This is a genomic window from Pseudomonas sp. MWU16-30317, from assembly GCF_020515695.1.
Taxonomy (GTDB): Bacteria; Pseudomonadota; Gammaproteobacteria; order Pseudomonadales; family Pseudomonadaceae; genus Aquipseudomonas.
This window is the reverse complement of the sequence record NZ_JAIWJA010000004.1, coordinates 253,603-272,337: the sequence shown is the minus strand read 5'-3', so window position 1 is coordinate 272,337 and position 18,735 is coordinate 253,603. Positions and strand designations below refer to the sequence as shown.

General features: G+C 63.2%; 17 protein-coding genes. 7 read left to right on the top strand and 10 right to left on the bottom strand.

Annotated features, from left to right (window positions below; genetic code table 11):
* Positions 1–33 precede the first annotated feature (33 nt).
* From LIX93_RS14170 to LIX93_RS14160, 3 genes are all read right to left on the bottom strand, one after another.
* On the bottom strand, positions 34–663 hold the full coding sequence (locus tag LIX93_RS14170; protein WP_226504683.1) for a histidine phosphatase family protein: 630 nt from the start codon (positions 661–663) through the stop codon (positions 34–36).
* Positions 660–1,676: a class I fructose-bisphosphate aldolase gene (locus LIX93_RS14165; protein WP_226504682.1), complete on the bottom strand. Its 1,017-nt coding sequence runs from the start codon at positions 1,674–1,676 to the stop codon at positions 660–662. Before LIX93_RS14165 ends, LIX93_RS14170 begins: the two co-directional genes overlap by 4 nt.
* A gap of 206 nt (positions 1,677–1,882) precedes the next feature.
* Positions 1,883–2,704, bottom strand: coding sequence for an NADPH-dependent oxidoreductase (locus LIX93_RS14160; RefSeq protein WP_226504681.1), 822 nt, complete (start codon positions 2,702–2,704; stop codon positions 1,883–1,885).
* Between the two features lie 729 nt (positions 2,705–3,433).
* Here LIX93_RS14160 and LIX93_RS14155 point away from each other — a divergent pair.
* A complete protein-coding gene (locus LIX93_RS14155) occupies positions 3,434–4,168 on the top strand; it encodes an SDR family oxidoreductase (protein WP_226504680.1) in 735 nt (244 codons plus the stop codon).
* A 6-nt stretch (positions 4,169–4,174) separates the two neighbouring features.
* Here LIX93_RS14155 and tauC read toward each other — a convergent pair whose 3' ends face one another.
* Genes tauC through tauA form a run of 3 tightly spaced genes read right to left on the bottom strand, consistent with a single transcriptional unit; the run spans position 4,175 to position 6,802 of the window.
* Positions 4,175–5,008, bottom strand: coding sequence for a taurine ABC transporter permease TauC (tauC, locus tag LIX93_RS14150; protein WP_226504679.1), 834 nt, complete (start codon positions 5,006–5,008; stop codon positions 4,175–4,177).
* Positions 5,005–5,808 carry a taurine ABC transporter ATP-binding subunit gene (gene tauB, locus LIX93_RS14145; RefSeq protein WP_226504678.1) on the bottom strand — a complete coding sequence of 268 codons (804 nt, stop codon included), beginning with the start codon at positions 5,806–5,808 and terminating at the stop codon, positions 5,005–5,007. The genes tauC and tauB overlap by 4 nt, the downstream gene beginning before the upstream one ends.
* Before the next feature lie 10 nt (positions 5,809–5,818).
* Positions 5,819–6,802: a taurine ABC transporter substrate-binding protein gene (tauA, locus tag LIX93_RS14140; RefSeq protein ID WP_226504677.1), complete on the bottom strand. Its 984-nt coding sequence runs from the start codon at positions 6,800–6,802 to the stop codon at positions 5,819–5,821.
* A 343-nt stretch (positions 6,803–7,145) separates the two neighbouring features.
* Here tauA and LIX93_RS14135 point away from each other — a divergent pair, with 343 nt between their 5' ends.
* The 3 genes from LIX93_RS14135 (at position 7,146) to LIX93_RS14125 (ending at position 10,787) form a co-directional block, all read left to right on the top strand.
* Positions 7,146–8,471 (top strand): LLM class flavin-dependent oxidoreductase, encoded by a 1,326-nt coding sequence (locus LIX93_RS14135; protein ID WP_226504676.1) that lies wholly within the window; start codon positions 7,146–7,148, stop codon positions 8,469–8,471.
* Between the two features lie 235 nt (positions 8,472–8,706).
* On the top strand, positions 8,707–10,182 hold the full coding sequence (gene katB, locus LIX93_RS14130; RefSeq protein WP_226504902.1) for a catalase KatB: 1,476 nt from the start codon (positions 8,707–8,709) through the stop codon (positions 10,180–10,182).
* Between the two features lie 62 nt (positions 10,183–10,244).
* On the top strand, positions 10,245–10,787 hold the full coding sequence (locus tag LIX93_RS14125) for an ankyrin repeat domain-containing protein (RefSeq protein WP_226504675.1): 543 nt from the start codon (positions 10,245–10,247) through the stop codon (positions 10,785–10,787).
* A 79-nt stretch (positions 10,788–10,866) separates the two neighbouring features.
* On the opposite strand, the gene LIX93_RS14120 is transcribed toward LIX93_RS14125, so the two are convergent.
* Positions 10,867–11,349, bottom strand: a complete 483-nt coding sequence (locus LIX93_RS14120) for a GNAT family N-acetyltransferase (RefSeq protein WP_226504674.1) — start codon at positions 11,347–11,349, stop codon at positions 10,867–10,869.
* Between the two features lie 216 nt (positions 11,350–11,565).
* On the opposite strand from LIX93_RS14120, the gene LIX93_RS14115 reads away from it, so the two are divergent.
* Positions 11,566–12,303, top strand: a complete 738-nt coding sequence (locus tag LIX93_RS14115; RefSeq protein WP_226504673.1) for an SDR family NAD(P)-dependent oxidoreductase — start codon at positions 11,566–11,568, stop codon at positions 12,301–12,303.
* 130 nt (positions 12,304–12,433) lie between these two features.
* On the opposite strand, the gene LIX93_RS14110 is transcribed toward LIX93_RS14115, so the two are convergent.
* From LIX93_RS14110 to LIX93_RS14100, 3 genes are all read right to left on the bottom strand, one after another.
* Positions 12,434–14,086: an ABC transporter substrate-binding protein gene (locus tag LIX93_RS14110; RefSeq protein WP_226504672.1), complete on the bottom strand. Its 1,653-nt coding sequence runs from the start codon at positions 14,084–14,086 to the stop codon at positions 12,434–12,436.
* A 179-nt stretch (positions 14,087–14,265) separates the two neighbouring features.
* Complete coding sequence (locus tag LIX93_RS14105; protein WP_226504671.1) at positions 14,266–15,600, bottom strand: LLM class flavin-dependent oxidoreductase; 1,335 nt, start codon at positions 15,598–15,600, stop codon at positions 14,266–14,268.
* Positions 15,597–16,565 carry an aliphatic sulfonate ABC transporter substrate-binding protein gene (locus LIX93_RS14100; protein ID WP_226504670.1) on the bottom strand — a complete coding sequence of 323 codons (969 nt, stop codon included), beginning with the start codon at positions 16,563–16,565 and terminating at the stop codon, positions 15,597–15,599. Before LIX93_RS14100 ends, LIX93_RS14105 begins: the two co-directional genes overlap by 4 nt.
* Before the next feature lie 252 nt (positions 16,566–16,817).
* On the opposite strand from LIX93_RS14100, the gene LIX93_RS14095 reads away from it, so the two are divergent.
* Positions 16,818–17,861: an ABC transporter substrate-binding protein gene (locus LIX93_RS14095; protein ID WP_226504669.1), complete on the top strand. Its 1,044-nt coding sequence runs from the start codon at positions 16,818–16,820 to the stop codon at positions 17,859–17,861.
* The gene (locus tag LIX93_RS14090) at positions 17,861–18,733 is read left to right on the top strand and encodes an ABC transporter ATP-binding protein (RefSeq protein ID WP_226504668.1); all 873 of its coding nucleotides are present in this window, start codon (positions 17,861–17,863) and stop codon (positions 18,731–18,733) included. Before LIX93_RS14095 ends, LIX93_RS14090 begins: the two co-directional genes overlap by 1 nt.
* The last annotated feature ends 2 nt before the right edge of the window (positions 18,734–18,735 follow it).

The following is an 18,735-nucleotide window of genomic DNA, read 5'->3' as shown; positions in this document are numbered from 1 at the left end:
TAGACGCGGCCCGAACGGGCCGCGGTATTGCCTTTAGGCAGGGCGCGTATAGCCCTCCAGGAAACCTCGGCCGGGGGTCAGATTCCAGGCCGCGATGATCGGTACGTTGGCGTGTTTCGGGTCTAGCGTCAGTACGCTCAGCGAGGCGGTGGCCAAGGGGAAATGCCCGGCCTCGGTCAGCGCCTGGCCCAGCCAGCGAGTCGCGAGCACACAGCCGACATGGCCATGAGCGAACAGCGCGACATCGCCGCTAAGCGTCTTGAGGTGTGCAATCAGGCGGTCCATACGGGCCGTCATCTGGGCAGCGGATTCGCCTTGCGGGCAGCCGTCGCGAAAGATGTTCCAGCCGGGTTTTTGTTGCCGAATCTCCGGGGTACGCAGGCCTTCATAGGCGCCGTAGTCCCACTCGGCGAGGTCGGGCAGAATCTCCACCTGATCGCCCAGCCCGGCCAGGTCGCAGGTCTGCCGCGCCCGTTGCAGCGGGCTGCTGAACACATGGCTGAAGCTGACGCTGCTCAGCAACGGCGCCACGGAACGGGCCTCGGCTTCGCCCTGTTCGGTGAGCGGTATATCACTGCGCCCGGTGTGTTGGCCGGTCAACGACCATTCGGTCTGGCCGTGGCGCACTAAAAATAGTCTCAGTTGCGGTGCAGCTGCATTCATTTAGGTTCCATCCCGGCAGTGTAGCGGCCTTGAACGGCGGCGCGGTTGAGCGCAGCGCGTTGCTCCAGTTCCTTTTGCGCGGCGGCCACGTTGGCCGCTTCACCGTTCCAGGCATTCAGCGCCGGTTGCTGCAAGGCCCGGCCATAGGAGAAGGTTAGCGCCCATGGCAACACGCGACCTTGATGCATGTCATTCAAATGCGCTGAAGCCAGAGCCGGCGATTGCCCGCCGGAGAGAAAGGCGATGCCCGGTACTGCGGCCGGTACGCAGCGCAGCAAGGTGTCGAGGGTCGCTGCCGCGACGGCATGCACGTCCGCCTGCTCGGCGCTGTCGGCGCCGCTGGTGACCATATTGGGTTTGAGCAGCATGCCTTCGAGCAACACGCCTTGGATGTTCAGTTCGGCGAAGACCGCGTGCAGAACCTTTTCGGTGACTTCACTGCAGCGTGCCAGTGAGTGGGCGCCGTCCATCAGTACTTCGGGCTCGACGATGGGCACCAGCCCGACGTCCTGGCACAGCGCGGCATAGCGGGCCAGGGCATGGGCGTTGACGGCGATGGAGGCAGTGCTGGGAATACCGTCGCCGATGTTGATGACCCCGCGCCACTTGGCGAACCGGGCACCGAGTCTGTGGTAATCCTGCAAGCGCGCACGCAGGCCGTCGAGGCCTTCAGTAACGGTTTCGCCTGGATGCCCGGCCAGCGGCTTGGCGCCCAGGTCGACTTTGATACCGGGGATCATCCCGGCCTTGACGATCACCTCGACGAACGGCGTACCGTCTTTTTTCGCCTGGTGAATGGTCTCGTCGAAGAGGATCAGGCCGCTGACGCTGTCGCTCAGCCTGGGTGTGGTGATCAGCAGCTCGCGGTAGGCGCGGCGCATTTCTTCGGTGTCTTCGATGCCTTGCTCGACAAAGCGCTTGCGGCAGGTCGAGCTGCTTTCATCCATGGCCAGCAGGCCCTTGCCATCTGCGACAAGGGCGTTGGCGATATCGATCAGTGCTTGGGTGTTCATGATCTGTCCCCATTAACCGGAAGGTCGCGCCGTGCGCTAGAGCACTACGACGCACTGGGGTGTGACCATACATCGCGCGAGATGTTTCGTGTAGAAAGTGTCATCCCACAAGTGGGAGCAAACCTTGCTCGCGAAGACGCCAGCTGCATCACTGCACATCATGAGACTGAACCTGGCACCGGCATCGATGCTTCGCCCCAAGCCTTTCAGTACAGCCCCAGCCCTTGTTTGCGCAGCACCTCGGCGAGGATTTCGCGGCCATGCAGCGAGCCTTTGTCGCGCAGGCGCTGCACCACTTGCTCGCCCCATTTGCCACTGACCTGACCCTGCTCGCGGCTGAAATCGGCGGCGACTTGCTCATAGGCGGCGATCCGCTGCGGCTCCGCATCATCGACCTGGTAGGTTTCGTGGTGCAGGACCACGTCCTGGCCCAGGCGCGGCTTGATTGCGGCCGGGGCTTGCGGGTCCGGATAGCCGACGCACAAGCCAAACACCGGGAACACCAGCGGCGGCAATTGCAGTTCGTCGATCACCGCCTGCACGTTGTTGCGCAGCGCGCCGATGTACACGGTACCGAGCCCCAGCGACTCGGCAGCCACCACGGCATTCTGCGCGGCCAGCGCGGCGTCGATGCTGCCCAGCAACAGGCTGTCGAGGTAGGCCGGCGCTTGCAGTTCGATGGCGCGGGTGTCGGCGATGCGCTGGGCGCGGGAGAAGTCGGCCAGCCAGACCAGAAACAGCGGCGCTTGGCGAATATGCTCCTGATCGCTGGCAATGGCCGAGAGCCGAGCCTTGCGGGGTGGGTCTTGCACGGCCAGCACGCTCCAGGCCTGCAGGTTGGAGGATGACGATGCGGACTGCGCCGCAGCCACCAAGGTCGCCAGGGTGTTCTCAGGCAGCGGCGTGGTCAGGTAGCGGCGCACGCTGCGATGGTCGAGCAGGGCGTCGATCACCGGGTTGGCGGCCCGCGCAGTGTCACTGGGGGTTCGGTAGCGGTGTTGCCAAGGGGTGTCTGGCGCGGTGGTCATGGATAAATTCCGGTAGATGGACGGAGTAAAGCCAGGCTGGCGGAGGGCGGTCGATCGGGTACACATCCGCCAGGATGCTACCCCCTATCACTCATCAAACAAATACGACCGCCCGATGATTTCATAATTGGCGTGTGCACTCGGCGGATGAACACTCCCGGCGCGGACATCGCGGTACAGCCGCTCCAGCTCGTTTTTCTTCGACAACGACGCGGCTCAGGTGATTTCCAGTGCCAGATTGACCACCTGTTGCGCTGATTCGACCGCGTGCTGTTTGGCCGCGAGGATCACCGCCGCCCACAACGGCCCATGGCGTACGCGATGGTCTCAATCGCCGGCTATCCGTTGCAGCAGCGCCTCGATGCTGTCCAGTGCGATCGCGGCCTGGGCCAGGGCGTCCTGGGTGAGCGGTTTATGGGCATAACTCTGGCCACCCAGCACCAGCGACGGGCGCTGCCTGGCAACATCTGTGGAATAAGTACGCGCGAACAGGTTTATATACGCCTATATCGTTGTTGCGGGCACGGCGGCGAGGTGGGAGCCTGCGTCGTTGGTCATGCCCTGTAGAAATGAGCCGTGAGATGTGCATCCGGGCGGCGACGAGGCCTCTACAGCTGGCACGAATACCAGAGCCCGCCCCAGTTCTTTGAATAGAACCAACAGGTCTTGGAGTTCCGCCCCCGATCCCGGCAACGTAATGCGCTATTTGTCCTAACCAAGGAGCGCTGCATGAGTCAGGATTTCGCAGGAAAAGTCTATTGGGTCACCGGTGCCACGGGCGCGCTGGGCCGGGCCACGGCGCTGGCGCTGGCGGAGCTGGGAGCTACGGTGGTCGCCTCTTCACGCTCGGTGACCGCCGCGCAGTTCGCCGACTGGCCCAAGGTGTTCGCCTTGCCGCTGGATGTGGGCGACAGCCACGCGGTGGACCAGGCCGCCGCCGCCATCGTGGCCGAACACGGCCGAATCGATGGGCTGGTCACCAGCACCAACGTCGGCGCCTTCGGCGAATTTCTCGAGTTGACCGATGAGGACTGGCAACGGGTGATCGACGCCAAGTTGCTGGGCAGTGTGCGGCCGGTGCGCGCGGCGCTGCCGCATCTGATCGCTGCAGGCAAGGGCGCAGTGGTGGTGATCAGCGGCCGAGGTGGAATCGATCCGTCGCCGCAGCATTTCATCGGCTCCAGCGTCAACGCTGCCCTGGACTTGCTGGTGCAGGGCCTGGGGCGTCGTTATGGGCCACACGGGGTACGGGTCAATGCGGTAGCGCCCGGGCCGATCGAGTCGCCGCGCCTGGCCGAATTGCAGGGCGCGAGCCTTGAGAAGTCCGAACCCTTGACGCCGCTCGCCGGGCCCGGCAAACCCACCGATGTGGCCAACGCCGTTGTGTACCTGCTGTCCGATGCCGCGGCGTTCGTCAACGCGTCGCGGCTGTATGTGGATGGCGGCGGCAAGCGCTACGCTTGATACGCGTCAGTGGGATTGCCCGTGCCACGGTACCAGTCGGCGTTGCAGCGCACGCAGGCCCAGCTCCATGGCAAAGGCGATCACGGCGATCAGCAGAATCCCGAGGATCACCACGTCGGTCACCAGAAACTGCGCAGCCGACTGCACCATGAAACCCAGACCTTGCGTGGCGGCGATCAGTTCGGCCGCCACCAGCGTCGACCAGCCCACACCCAGGCCAATGCGCAGGCCAGTGAGAATGTCCGGCAAGGCGCTGGGCAAAATCACATGGCGGATCAGCTGGGCGCGGGTGGCACCCAGGCACTGCGCGGCACGCAACCGCGCCGGGTCGACGGTGCGCACGCCGTTGGCGGTGGCAATCGCGATCGGGGCGAAGATCGCCAGATAAATCAGCAGCACCTTGGACAGCTCGCCAATGCCGCACCAGATGACGATCAAGGGCAGATACGCCAGCGGCGGTACCGGCCGATAGAACTCGATCAACGGGTCGAAGATGCCTCGGGCGATACGGTTGCGGCCCATGGCCAGGCCCAGCGGGATGGCGGTCAGCACCGCGGCCACCAGCGCGATGCCGATGCGCCCCAGGCTGGAGCCCAGGTGTTGCCACAGGGTGACGTCCATGTAGCCGTTGTTGAGCACGTCCCAGCCCTTGGCCAGCACCGCGCCGGGACCGGGCAGGAACAGCGGGTCGATGAACCCCCAGTGGGTCACGGCCCACCAGATCAACAGGAGCGCGGCGATGGTCACTGCGCTGATGCCGCGGGTATCGTTGGACGGTGCTTTCGGTATGGGCGGGGGCTGGGTGGCTGTCGTGCTTTCAAGCAGTTCGATGCTGCTCATGTGGGCTCCTGAGCGCTGGCTTGCTGCAGGCTTTGTTGATAGGCAAAGACCTGCGCGAGTACATGTTCACGGGTGGTGATGAAGGCTGGATCGGACTTGATCGCGCGGGCCGGCTCACCGGCGGCGTGACGGCGGCCGAAGTCGAGTTGCAAGCGCTCGACTATGCGCCCCGGATGGGGCGCCAACAGCACCAGATCGGTGGCCAGGAACACTGCCTCCTCGATGTCGTGGGTAATCAGGAACACCGGCTTGCGCGTGCGTTGCCATACGCTGAGCAGCAGCTCCTGCATCTGCTCGCGGGTGAAGGCATCCAGCGCGCCGAAGGGCTCGTCCATCAGCAAAACCCGCGGTTCGGCGGCCAGTGCACGGGCCAGGCCGACACGTTGGCGCTGGCCCCCTGAAAGCTCCCAGACCTTGCGCTGCTCGAAACCCTCCAGGCCGACCAGTTGCAACAGCTCGCGCCCGCGGCGCTCACGTTCGTTACGGGCGATGCCGGCCAGCTGCAAACCGAAGCTGACGTTGGTCAACACGTCCTGCCAGGGCAGCAGCACGTCGTCCTGGAACACCACGCCGCGATCGGCACCCGGCCCTCGAACGGGCTTGCCGTCGAGGGTCAGGGTGCCGGCCGTAGGGGCGACGAAACCGGCGATCAGGTTGAGCAGGCTGGTCTTGCCGCTGCCGCTGGGCCCGAGCGCGACCACCAGTTGGTCGGGCTCCAGGCGCAGCGACAGATCCTTGAGCACCGGCTCCGGCGCCCCGGGGTAGTGGGCGCTGATGTTTTGCAGTTCAAGGGTTGCCATGGCTCTGGCCTCAAGGGATGTATTTGGCGCTGACGAACGTGCTGTAGTCAGGGAGTACGTCAGGGATCTTTTTCTGTTCCTTCAAAAACGCTGCGGTGGCGGCGATGTCCTTGGCGGTACCGCCACCGAGCAGGGCGGCGCTTTTTTGTGCAGCAGCGTCGGGGTAGGTCGCGCCTGCCAGCAATTCGGGAACGTCGGCGGCGTTGGAGCCGGTAAGCCTGGCGATGGCCTTGACCGGCACCGAGTCGGCGGTCCATTCAGCCTTGTGCGCAGTGTAGTCAGCGTAGGCGGCGAGGGTGGTACCGGCGAACTTGGCGATCACGTCAGGGTGCTTGTCGGCGTAGTCCTTGCGGGCCACCCAGACCTCGAACGTCGGCGAACCCCAGCGGCCGACTTCGGCGGCGTCGGTGAGGGTCTTGCCGGTCTTGCGGATCTCGCCCAGGGCTGGCGACCAGACGAAGGCGCCGTCGATATCGCCGCGCTTCCAGGCCGCGGCGATCTCCGTCGGGTTGAGGTTGACCACCTTGACGTCCTTGCTGGTCAGGCCCCAGTGCTTGAGGGCGCCGAGCAGGCTGTAGTGGGAGGTCGACACGAACGGCGTAGCGATGGTCTTGCCCTTGAGGTCTTCGGGTTTTTCGATGCCGCTGCCAGTGCGTACCACCAAGGCTTCGGACGAGTTGATCTGCGCCGAAACGATAAAGGCCACTATCGGGATGTTGCGCGACGTGGCGGCGGCCAGCGGGCTGGAGCCGAGGTTGCCGATCTGCAGATCGCCTGAGGCGAGCGCCGCGACCACTTCCGGGCCGCTGTTGAAGCGGCGCCAGTCGATCTTCTGGCCGGTGGCTTTTTCATACTCGCCGTTGGCCTGCGGCACCTTGCTCGGATCGGTACCGGTCTGATAGCCGATGGTCAGGTCGGCGGCCTGGGCCGTCCAGGTAAGGCCAGCCAGCAGGGTGGCGACGAACAACTGGCGAAGCGAGGGCAGTGTGGACATGTGCGATAGGCCTTGTGTGTTTCGGAATGGCATAAATCTATTTGATCTAAAAAAGGTAAATCCAATAATTTAACTGCATATCCATATATCGGCGGCAGATTGGTTGTGGTTGGAGGGATAAGGTTAGCGTGTATATCGGCATTGGGCAGGTTCGGCCTCTTCGCGGGCAGCCTGGCTCCCACATGTGCATCATGCACTAACGTAGGAGCCAGGCTTGCCTGCGAAGGGGCCAGTCGCCTCTCCACGCCTATCATGAAATCTTCTATGCATAGACCATTGGTTATTGGACCAACCCGCCTGCATGGTCGATGCTAGGCCCTTTGACCATCAAGGGGCCAATGCCATGAGCACTTCCCGTCAACTCAAACTCGGCGCCTTCATGCGTCCGGTCAGCATCCATACCGGCGCCTGGCGCTACCCCGGTGCCTGGGCCGATGCCAACTTCAATTTCTCGCGCCTCAAGCGCCTGGCGCAGACGCTTGAGCGCGCCCGCTTCGATGCCTTCTTCATGGCCGATCATCTGGCCTTGCTGAACATGCCTATCGAGGCTCTCAAGCGCAGCCACACCGCGACCTCGTTCGAACCCTTCACATTGCTCTCGGCCCTGAGCCAGGCCACCGACCACATCGGCCTGATCGCTACCGCCTCGACCACCTTCGACGAGCCGTTCCATATCGCTCGGCGTTTCGCCTCGCTGGATCACCTGAGCAACGGCCGCGCCGGCTGGAACATCGTCACCACCTCCAACCCGGACGCGGCACTCAACTTCGGCCTCACTGAGCATCGCGCCCATGACGAGCGCTATGCCCGCGCACGGGAGTTCTATGACGTGGTCACCGGGCTGTGGGACAGCTGGGCCGATGACGCTTTCGTGCGCGATGCCGACAGCGGTATCTTCTTCGACCCCGACAAGCTGCACACCCTCGACCACAAGGGCGAGTACCTCTCGGTGCGCGGCCCGCTGCACATCGCCAGGCCGCCCCAGGGCTGGCCGGTGATTGTCCAGGCAGGCGCTTCCGAGCCCGGCCGGCAACTGGCCGCGCAAACAGCCGAGGTGATCTTCGCCGCCCACGGCACGCTGGAGGAGGGGCAGGCGTTCTACGCCGACGTCAAAGGCCGCATGCCGGCCTTCGGGCGCGATCCCGAGCACATGAAAATTCTGCCCGCGGCCTTCGTGGTGGTGGGCGATACGCTCGAGGAGGCACGGCGTACCCGTGCGCATCTGGACAGCCTGGTGCACGAGCAGAGCGCTATAGCTTCGCTGTCGGTGTCCCTGGGGGTGGATGCCAGCAAGTTCGACCTGGACGGCTATCTGCCGTCGATCCCGGAGACCAACCAGAGCAAGAGCTCGCAACAGCGGGTACTGGCGCTTGCCGACCGCGAGAAGTTGACCGTGCGCCAGTTGGCGCAGCGCCTGGGTGGCTATGCGGGGCTGAGTTTCGTTGGCACTGCCAACAGCATCGCCGACGAGATGGAAGGCTGGCTGGAAGGGCGAGGCAGCGACGGCTTCAACATCATGTTCCCGTGGTTGCCCGGTGGCCTGGACGATTTCGTCGCCAAGGTGATTCCCGAGCTGCAAGGGCGGGGGATTTTCAGGCGTGAGTATGAGGGCAAGACGTTGCGCGAGAATCTCGGGTTGCCGCGGCCGGCGAATCGCTTTTTCCCGTGAGTGAGTCGCTGCGAGCAACCGTTACCGTGCCGGATGACGCGCGCGAACCATGATCCGCAGATCAAGTTCCCGCGTGGCGCCGCATATCTTTCAATCGAGCCCATAGGCTCAAGCAATTTAGGTACAGCGCTCGGCGTGGTTACCCTCATGGACTCAAACCATAAGATCCATGAGGGATTTCCTAATGAAAACAACTACTTTTTCCGGTCACGCGGTCAGCGTGCTGGCGTTGAGCATGCTCTTTTCGTCAGCCTTCGCTGACACGTTGACCCGTGATAATGGCGCCGCCGTCGGCGACAACCAGAACTCGCAGACCGCCGGCGCCAATGGGCCAGTCATGCTGCAAGACGTGCAACTGTTGCAAAAGCTGCAGCGCTTCGACCGCGAGCGCATCCCGGAGCGCGTGGTGCATGCCCGCGGCACTGGCGTGCACGGCGAGTTCGTCGCCTCCAGCAACATCAGCGATTTGAGCAAGGCCAAGGTGTTCACCCCTGGCACCCATACCCCGGTCTTCGTGCGCTTCTCGTCGGTGGTTCACGGCAACCATTCACCCGAAACCCTGCGTGACCCGCGCGGCTTCGCCACCAAGTTCTATACCGCTGACGGTAACTGGGACCTGGTCGGCAACAACTTCCCGACCTTCTTCATCCGCGACGCGATCAAGTTTCCGGACATGGTTCACGCCTTCAAACCCGATCCGCGCACCAACCTGGATGACGATTCGCGCCGGTTCGATTTCTTCTCTCACGTACCTGAAGCCACCCGCACTCTGACCCTGCTGTACTCCAACGAGGGGACGCCTGCCAGCTATCGCTTCATGGATGGCAATGGCGTACACGCCTACAAATTGGTGAACGCCAAGGGCGAAGTGCACTACGTGAAATTTCACTGGAAGAGCCTGCAAGGCCTGAAAAACCTCGACCCTGCCCAGGTGGTACAAACCCAGGGCAAGGACTACGCGCACCTGACCCACGACCTGGTGGGCGCCATCAACAAAGGCGATTTCCCCAAGTGGGACCTGTACATCCAGGTGCTCAAGCCTGAAGACCTGGCCAAGTTCGCCTTCGACCCGCTGGATGCCACCAAGATCTGGCCCGACGTACCTGAGCAGAAGATCGGCCAACTGGTGCTGAACAAGAACGTCGACAATTTCTTCCAGGAAACCGAACAGGTGGCCATGTCGCCAGCCAACGTCGTGCCGGGCATCGAGCCGTCCGAGGATCGCCTGCTGCAGGGCAGGGTGTTCTCCTACGCCGATACGCAGATGTATCGCCTGGGCGCCAACGGCATGAACCTGCCTATCAATCGCCCCTTGGTGGCGGTCAATAACGGCAACCAGGACGGCGCGCTGAACACGGGTCACACCACCACGGGCGTCAACTACGAGCCCAGCCGCCTGAATCCGCGCCCGGCCGACGACAGCGCGCGCTACAGTCAGATGGCCGTCAGCGGCAAGACCCAGCAGGCGAAGATCCAGCGCGAGCAGAACTTCAAGCAGGCCGGTGATCTGTATCGCTCTTACTCGCCCAAGGAGCAACAGGATCTGATCAACAGCTTCGGCGAGTCGTTGGCCGACACCGATGCCGAGAGCAAGAACATCATGCTCTCGTACCTGTACAAGGCCGATCCCGCCTATGGCACGGGTGTGACCAAAGTCGCCAAAGGCGACCTGGCCAAGGTCAAGCAACTGGCCGCCAGTCTGCAGGACTGACCTGTGGGGTCACCGGCCGCAATCGCGCGGCCGGTGACCGCAATGCGAGTGAGGGATGTGCCATGCGTGATCTGATTTTTTTCCTGTTCGTGGGCCTGATGGCGTCTAGCGCTTTTGCCGACGACGCGCCGGCGGGCGATACCCGCCAACAACTCCAGGCCCTGTATTTCGAAGCCGCCCGCGAGGGCAGCACCGATCGCCTGGGGGTCTTTATCGATGCCCACTACGACCTCGATACCCGTGATGAAAACGGCTACACCGCGCTGATCCTTGCCGCCTACCACGGCCAGCAGGCCGCAGTGGAGCAGTTGCTGCACGCGGGCGCCAATCCGTGCAGCCAGGACAAACGCGGCAACACGGCGTTGATGGGGGCGATTTTCAAGGGCGAGCTGAGCATCGCGCACCGGCTGATGAATGCCGATTGCGCGGTGGACGAGCGCAATGGCTCTGGGCAGACTGCGGCGATGTACGCGGCGTTGTTTCAGCGCAAGGATATTCTCGATGCGCTGGCGGCGAAGGGCGCCGACCTGGATGCACGGGATGCGACGGGCAATGATGCGCGGTCGTTGGAGAAAGGGCAGTTCAGTGCGGCGCCGGTGCGGTAATCGAATTCCGGCCGACGGTTAACCGCGCGCATGCTGACGGGGCAAACTCGACTTATCGTGATGGATGGCGGTGGTTGAATCAGGCAATGACCTTCGCCATCTCCGACGTACCCTTCCACCCCAACCGCTCATACACCGGTTTGCCGACCTGCGTCGCGTGGAGTATCGCGAAGCTCAATCCCCGGCGTTTGAACTCGGCATCGGCCAGTTGCATCAATGCCGACGCCAGGCCGCGACGGCGGTGGCTGGGTTCGACGAAGACGTTGAGCACATAGCCGCGCCGGTCATCAGTGGGATGGGAAGGGTGCGGCGGCCAGTCGATGCTCATCAGGCCGATGGCGGCGATGGGGCGATCGGCGTCGAGCAGGGCGAAGCCGTAGTAGCGGCCATCGGCGAGCCGCGGTTGTAGCCACGGGCGAAAGTGCTCGGTCATGATTTTCAGTGTCTCAGGATCGCCACCGGCTTCGAGGAACATATGCTCGCGGTGTTCGCAGATCATTTCCAGGTCGTCTGGTGTGAGCGATCTACAAGTCCAACCTGCCCGTTCGATGTCGTCTGCCATCTTGATCCCTGCCTGTGTCCGGTCGTGGCAAGCGATAGTAGGAGACTGCAGCGACGAGCGTCAGATACAGATCGATGGATAAAACGCCATACAGCCACCTTGCCCGTCTGCAGGTATCCGATCGTCCCGGCTATATCCTTAGCGTGCGAAGTTCTAGGGCTGGCTCAAGCGTAATCAGTAGAGTGGAACATCTGTCTTTCTTACAGGAAAAATTCCATGTCTACAGGTGCCGAAGGGGTCGTCTGGATCACCGGTGTCGGTGCGGTTGAAGGGCTGGGCGCGGCGCTGGCGCGGCGTTTTTCGGCCGGTGGCTATCGCGTTGCGGTGAGTGGCCGCAGTCCCGACAAACTGCAGGCTGTGGTGGCCGATATTGAAGCCCAGGGCGGTGTCGCTCTGGCACTGCCGGGCGATGCGGGCAGCGAGGCGGATATCGTCGCGGCTGTCGAGCGCCTTGAAGCGTTCGGCACGCTGCGGGTAGCGATCTTCAACGTGGGCAATTCGGTGTCTGCACCGAGCCTGGAGTTGAGCGCCGAATTATTCGAACAAACTTGGCGGGCGTCGACCTTCGGTGGCTTTCTGTTCGCTCGCGAATCGACTCGCGCGCTGTTGAAAAACGGTGGTGGGAGTCTGTTGTTTACTGGCGCTACTGCGTCGTTGCGCGGCAAGCCGCCGTTCGCGGCCTTTGCGGCGGCCAAGGCTGGATTGCGCTCGTTGAGCCAAAGTTTCGCCCGCGAGTTCGGGCCGCAGAATGTGCACGTTGCCCATGTGGTAATCGATGGCAGCATCGATGGTGAGCGGGTGCGCAGCCGTGCCCCGCAGCGGTTGCAGGCGCTGGGCGAGGAGGGCGCGTTGCGGCTTGAGGATATCGCCGAAGCGTATTGGTATCTGCATTCGCAGCCGCGCAGTGCCTGGACACAGGAGCTGGATCTGCGGCCGTACAAGGAGTCTTTTTGATCCGCTGCGGTTGATCGTGATACCTCTGCGGTGAGTCGGCTGGCCTGTTCGCGAGCAAGCTTTGCTCCCACGGTGCACACCCTTCATGAGTCATGCACCTGTGGGGCTTGCGCCTGACCGTAGACTCGGATTACTTCGCCGGACTCACCCACGCATCATACAAATTGGAAGGCGAATCCAGCTGCGCCTCGAACCCCAACCCGTGCAGCGTATCTTTCGCTGCAATCTGATAACTCGGCGCAAACAGCGGTATCAGATAGGCCTGGTCCACCGCGCGCTGCTGGATGCTGTCCAGAATCGGCTGCCGAGCCTTTAGGTCCGAAGTGGCTCGCGCCTTGGCGATCAAATCCAGAATCAGCGGATCCGCCTTGTCCCGCACGCCGCTATAGAAACCCGGACTGCCGAGCACATCGCGCAGCGACAGGGCGGTGTCGGACGGGTTGAGCGTGTTGGGGTAGATGCTCCAGGTGCCATCGACCCGACGCTTGGCCCAGTCGCCGCCGGTGGTGATCTTGAGGTCGAGGTCGAAGCCGATGTTCTTCTTCACCGCAGCCTGAATCGACTGGATCAGCACGTCGCGGTTGTCACGCACGAAGGGCTGCGGGAAGCCGACTTCGATGCGCAAGCGCTCGCCGTCCTTGGTGCGGTAGCCCTCGGCATCGCGGCCGGTCCAGCCGGCGTCGTCGAGGAGCTTGTTGGCGGCGTCGATCTTGTTGCCCCAGGTACCTGCCAGCGCTTTGTTGTAGGCCGGGTTGTCGGGGCCGATATTGGACCACGCGCGGGGAACCGTGCCCAGGTACAGGCTCTTCACCAGCGCATCGACATCGAAACCATCGCGCAGTGCCTGGCGTACGCGCACGTCGGTAGCGACGCCGTGGGTGTAGTTGATGTTCAGAGTGAAAGACGTTTCCGCCGACGGGCCGACCAGATACTGAAAGCCCTTGGCGTCCTTGAACAGCGAGATGTCGGTGGGCTGCACGCCCTCGATCAAGTCGACCTGACCGGAGCTCAAGGCGCCGGCACGCACTGCATATTCGGGGATGAAGCGGTAGGTCACCGAGTCCAGGTAGGCGGCGCCAGTGTGCTTGGCGTAGGCCGGACCCCAGTTGTAGTCAGGGTTCTTGACGAAGCGGGCAGTCTGGCCGCGCTGGTAGTTCTGGAAGATGAACGGCCCGGTGCCGACCAGCCCAGGGCCACCGGCGCAGGAGTCGGTCGCGCTGTCGAGGGTCTTGGGCGCAAGGAAGCCGAGTTTGACGCTGGACAACGATTCGAGCATCGCTGAATCCGGACGCGAGAGGACGATCTTCACTTCGTGGTCGTTGACGACCTCGGTATGGTCGTAGTACTCGAGGAACCAAGCGGCGATGGCGGTGTGTCTCGGGTCCTTGATGTAGTCGAGGTTGGCTTTCACCGCCTCGGCATTGAAGGGCTCGCCATCAGTGAAGGTCACGTCGTCACGCAGCACGAAGGTATATTGCAGGCCGTCCGGGGAAATGTTCCAGCTCTTGGCCAGCCACGGTGCGAAGCTGCCGTCGGCCTGCTTGCCGATCAGCGAATCGACGTAGTTGCGGATGATGATAAAGGCGTTCTGCTGCCCGGAGCGGTGCGGGTCGAAGCACACCGGTTCCGTGGTGATTCCCCACGACACATCGCCGCCTGCATGGGGCTTGGCCGCTTCGGTGGACGCTTGCGCAGTGGCGGCTGGGGCGGCGGGTTTGTCGCAGCCGCCAAGCAGCGCGCTGGCGAGCAGGGTGAGGGTAAGACCGTGGCGAAGAGGGTGCATGCGGGACCTGGATAGATATGCAAAAGGATAATATCCAATTGAATATATATGCCGAAAATGCAGATCGTCCAAGGCTTGTGGGGTCTATGGATATAACCCTTCCCTGTAGCGAGAGCGCTGCCGCTGAGCGGACGGGGTCAGCGACGGCAGGAGGACTAACCCCCTCGCTACAGGGTTGTTCATGGTTGGGCAAATTGACTCGAAGGCCGCTCCAGGCCCAGATGTTCGCGCAGCGTGGTGCCGGTGTATTCCTTGCGGAACAGTCCGCGCCTTTGCAGCTGCGGCACCACTTGATCGACGAACTCGGTCAGCGCATCCGGCAGATACGGCGGCATGATGTTGAAACCATCACAAGCCTGCTCGCTGAACCATTGCTCCAGGTCGTCGGCGATCTCGCTGGCGGTGCCGGCCAGCACCCTGTGCGAGCGGCTACCACCAAAGCGCTTGCCCAGTTGGCGCAAGGTCAGGCCTTCGCGTTGCGAGAGCTCCTGGACCAGCTTGAAGCGGCTCTGGTTGCCACGGATGTTGTGCACTGCAGGCAGCGGCTCGTCCAGCGGGTAGATCGAGAGGTCGTGGTTCATGCTGTCGGACAGCAGCGCCAGGCCGGCCAGCGGGTGCACGTTGTCTTCCAGCTCGGCGAAGCGCGCCTGGGCTTCATCCTGGCTCTTGCCCACGAACGGCATCACCCCCGGCATGATTTTCAATGACCCCGGCGCACGTCCCTGACCGGCGAGGCGCTGATTCACGGTGCGGTAAAAGTCCTTGGCTTTTTGCAGATCGGGCTGGGCGGTGAAGATCACGTCGGCGACGCTGGCGGCGAAGTCCTGACCGGTGTCGGAGGAACCGGCCTGAATCAATACTGGCCGGCCCTGAGGCGAGCGAGGCACGTTCAGCGGGCCGCGGACGTCGAAGAACTCACCGGCGTGGTTGACGTAATGCACGCGATCCGGATCGGCGAAATGCCCATCGAGCTTGTCGTGGACCAAGGCGTCGTCCTCCCAGCTGTCCCACAGTTTGAGGGCCAGCTCGACGAACTCCCGGGCGCGGCGATAGCGCAGCTCGTGCTCCAGGATCGGCTCGGCGCTGAAATTCAGCGCTTCGCCGTCGTTGGTGGAGGTAACGATGTTCCAGCCGATACGGCCCTCGCTCAGGTGGTCGAGGCTGGCGAAGGTCCGTGCCAGGGAGAAGGGATGGTTGAAGGTGGTCGATGCGGTAGCGGCCAGGCCAATGTGCGAGGTGGCACCGGCGAGCACGCCGAGCAGGGTCACCGGGTCGAGCCGCGGGCCGGTGAGATAGCGCACGCTGGCCTGCAGATCGTTGCCGTAACGATCCGATAGCGCCAGGCGGTCGGCGAAAAACACATAGTCAAACTTGCCCCGTTCGGCGGTCTGCGCCAGTGCCTTGTAATAACTGGGGCGAGTCAGCGCGGCGGGATCGGCACCCGGCAAGCGCCAGGCTGAGGCGTGATGGCCGACGCCCATGAGGAACGCCCCCAAGTGCAATTGGCGGCTCATTGCGCAGCCCCTACGTCGATCACCGCATCGGCGACATGGACCTCTTTGGGTATCAGCTTGTTGCGCAAAAAGGTATCTGCCACCCGCTGCTGGTCGGCAATCACTTGAGGCGTCAGCGGAAAATGCACGCCCCACGGCTGGCGCGCCAGGGTCCGCGTCCAGACGGCCACCGGCACCTTGGTGTCGTCGCTGAGCAGTTTGGCCACCTCGGCCTGGTGGGCGCCGGCATAGCGCTCGGTGTTGTCGAGCTCCTTGAGGACCATGGCGAGGGTCTGCGGGTAGCGTTGGGCGTAGGCCCGCGGCGCGATGTAGAAGCTGTACTGCACCGGCAGGCTGCGGGCCGTGATCAGTGGCCGGGCTCCGCTGGACAGCTCGGTATCGGCCAGCCGCGGATCGGGCACCACCCAGGCGGCCACATCGCCGCGCTCGAAGGCTGCGCGACCTTCGCTGTAGCCCAGATAGGCCTCGTCGACGTCACTGAGCTGCAGCTTGGCCTGCTCCAGCGCGGCGATCAGCAAATACTGGCCGGCCGAGCCTTTGGCCACGGCAATGCGCTTGCCCTTGAGGTCGGCCAGGCTGTGGGCGGTGGAATCTTTGGGCACGAGAATCGCGTAGTTGTCCTGATAGGGCGCGCTGTAACCCACATAGGTGACGTCGGGGCCGGCGCCCGCCTGGGCGAATACCGGCGGGGTGGCGCCGACGAAACCGATGTCGATATCACCGCTGTTGATGGCTTCGACCAATGGCGGGCCATAGGCGAACTCCTGCCACACCACTTTGACGCCATGACTGGCCAGCGCCTGCTCCAGAGTCCCACTGTTTTTCAGCACCACGAGGCTGTTGCCTTTCTGGTAGCCGATGTGGACGGTTTGCGGGTAGAGGGTATCGGCACTGGTCGACAAGGTGAAGGTGCTGGCGACGGCGATTGCCGCCACGGTAGAGAGCAGTTTGAATGGCAGGCGCATGGCACGTCCTCGCAAGTGAGTGGCGGCGAGCGTAACCATCGGCGCGGCGGGCCGATAAATACCCAGTAGTGCTGAGCTTATGGCGGCGAGTTCACTGAGCCGGAATGTGAAAAAGAGTATAAATAAATAATTAAATATTCTTTCCGGTTCTAACCGGCAACCGTGATCATCCACCGGTCGAGGGGGGCGTCCTGCTCTTCCTGATACGTGCACCCACCCGAACCATCACTCGACAGGTAGAGAGCCCCGCCCATGCAGCCGAATAACAATCGCCGACTGTTCCTCAGACATTGCGCCGTCGTGGGCGCCGCCGGCGCCTTGGGCCTGGGCCTCAGTGGCTGCGACAAGGCGGACAAGGGCGCCAAGACCGCCAGTGGCGCGCCGGCCGTGGTCGGCAGCGTCGGCGACAAGGTCGTCGAGTTCAAATACCCGGACAACCCCAGCTTCGACCTGATCTACGTCGCCGACTCGCTCGGTTACTTCGACGGCAGCCGCGCGCGTCCCAAATACATCGGCAAGATCGCCGCGCCGCAGGTCATACCGCTGACCGGCACCGGTGAAATCGACTTCGGCGCGCGCATGGTGCCCTTGGTCATTTCGGCGATTGCCAGCGGCCTGGACCTCAAGGTAGTCGCCGCTGGCGGCAAGACCCTGCAGGAAGCGCCGCACATGAAGTATTTCGTGCGCAACGACTCGGGCATCTTCAAGCCCAAGGACATGGAAGGCAAAACCGTCGGCTTCAACAGCTTTGGTGCCTGCGCCGAGTTCGTCACCAAGAAGTACCTGCGCGAGCAGGGCGTCAACGTCGAGAAAATCAACTGGGTGGTGATTCCCGACAACCAGGCCGAGCAGACCTTGGCCACCGGCAACGTCGACATCGCCATCATCCACCCGCCTGCTTCGGGCGGTGCCGAGCACAACCCGGCGCTGCGCAAGCTGTGGAGCGATTACGACCTCGACGGCGGCCTCGGCGGCATGGCGCCCTACAGCGTGTACGGCAAGTTCATGCGCGAACACCCTGAGGCCACCCGCGATGTGGTATCGGCCATCGCCCGTGCGGCCAACTGGGTCAATGCCAACCCGGACGACGCGCGCAAGATCACCTCTGAACGCATCGGCATGAAGCTCGAGCTGGTGGAGCGTTTCGCCTATGTCGACAACCTGGTAGTGACCGAGCCGCCGATCCAGTACTACATCGATATCCTCGAAAACGAGGGCAAGCTGAAAAAGGGCTCGATCCAGGTCAAGGACGTCTACACCAACCAGTTCAACCCCTTTGCCAAGGCCTCCGTTTAATGAATGCTGCGCTACCTCACAAGATCGTTGCCACGGGCGTGCAGATGGCTTACCAGGCCCGCGACGAAGCCGGCCGAGCAGAGCGCGTGGCGGTGCTGGATGATTTCAACCTGCAGGTGCGCGAGGGCGAGTTTCTGTCGATCCTCGGGCCATCCGGTTGCGGCAAGTCAACGTTTCTCAACATTCTGGCCGGGTTGACGCGCAAGACCGGCGGCCAGCTCGATATCGACGGTCAGCCGCTGCAAGGCATCAACCGCAGCCAGGGCGTGGTGTTTCAGGGCTACGCCTTGCTGCCGTGGCGCAACGTGCTCGACAACATCGCCGTGGGGCTGGAGATCCGCGGTGTCGGCAAGCGCGAGCGCCTCGAACGCGCCCGCGAGTACTTGTCGCTGGTCGGCCTGGACGGCTTCGCCGCGCGTTACCCCCACGAACTGTCTGGCGGCATGCGCCAGCGCGTGGCGATCGCCCGCTCGCTGGCTTATCAGCCGGACGTGCTGCTGATGGATGAACCCTTCGCGGCGCTGGATGCGCAGACCCGCGAAAACCTGCAGGACGAGTTGCTGCGGATCTGGGAGTCGTACAAAAAGACCATCGTGTTCATCACCCACAGCCTCGACGAGGCGATCTTTCTGTCCGATCGCGTGGCGGTGATGACCCAGCGGCCGGGGCGCATCAAGGAAATTTTCGATATCGACCTGCCGCGTCCACGGGCGCCGGGGCTGCGCAACACCCATGCCTTTGTCGAGCTGCGCCAGCGCGCCTGGGAAGCTCTGCGTGACGAAGTCAGCCATGGCGCAGACAGCCGCGAGCCCGCGCCGCCACAGTCGTGGCAAGGCGTGGCGACATTAGGCGGTTATCGCATCGGAGTGTGATC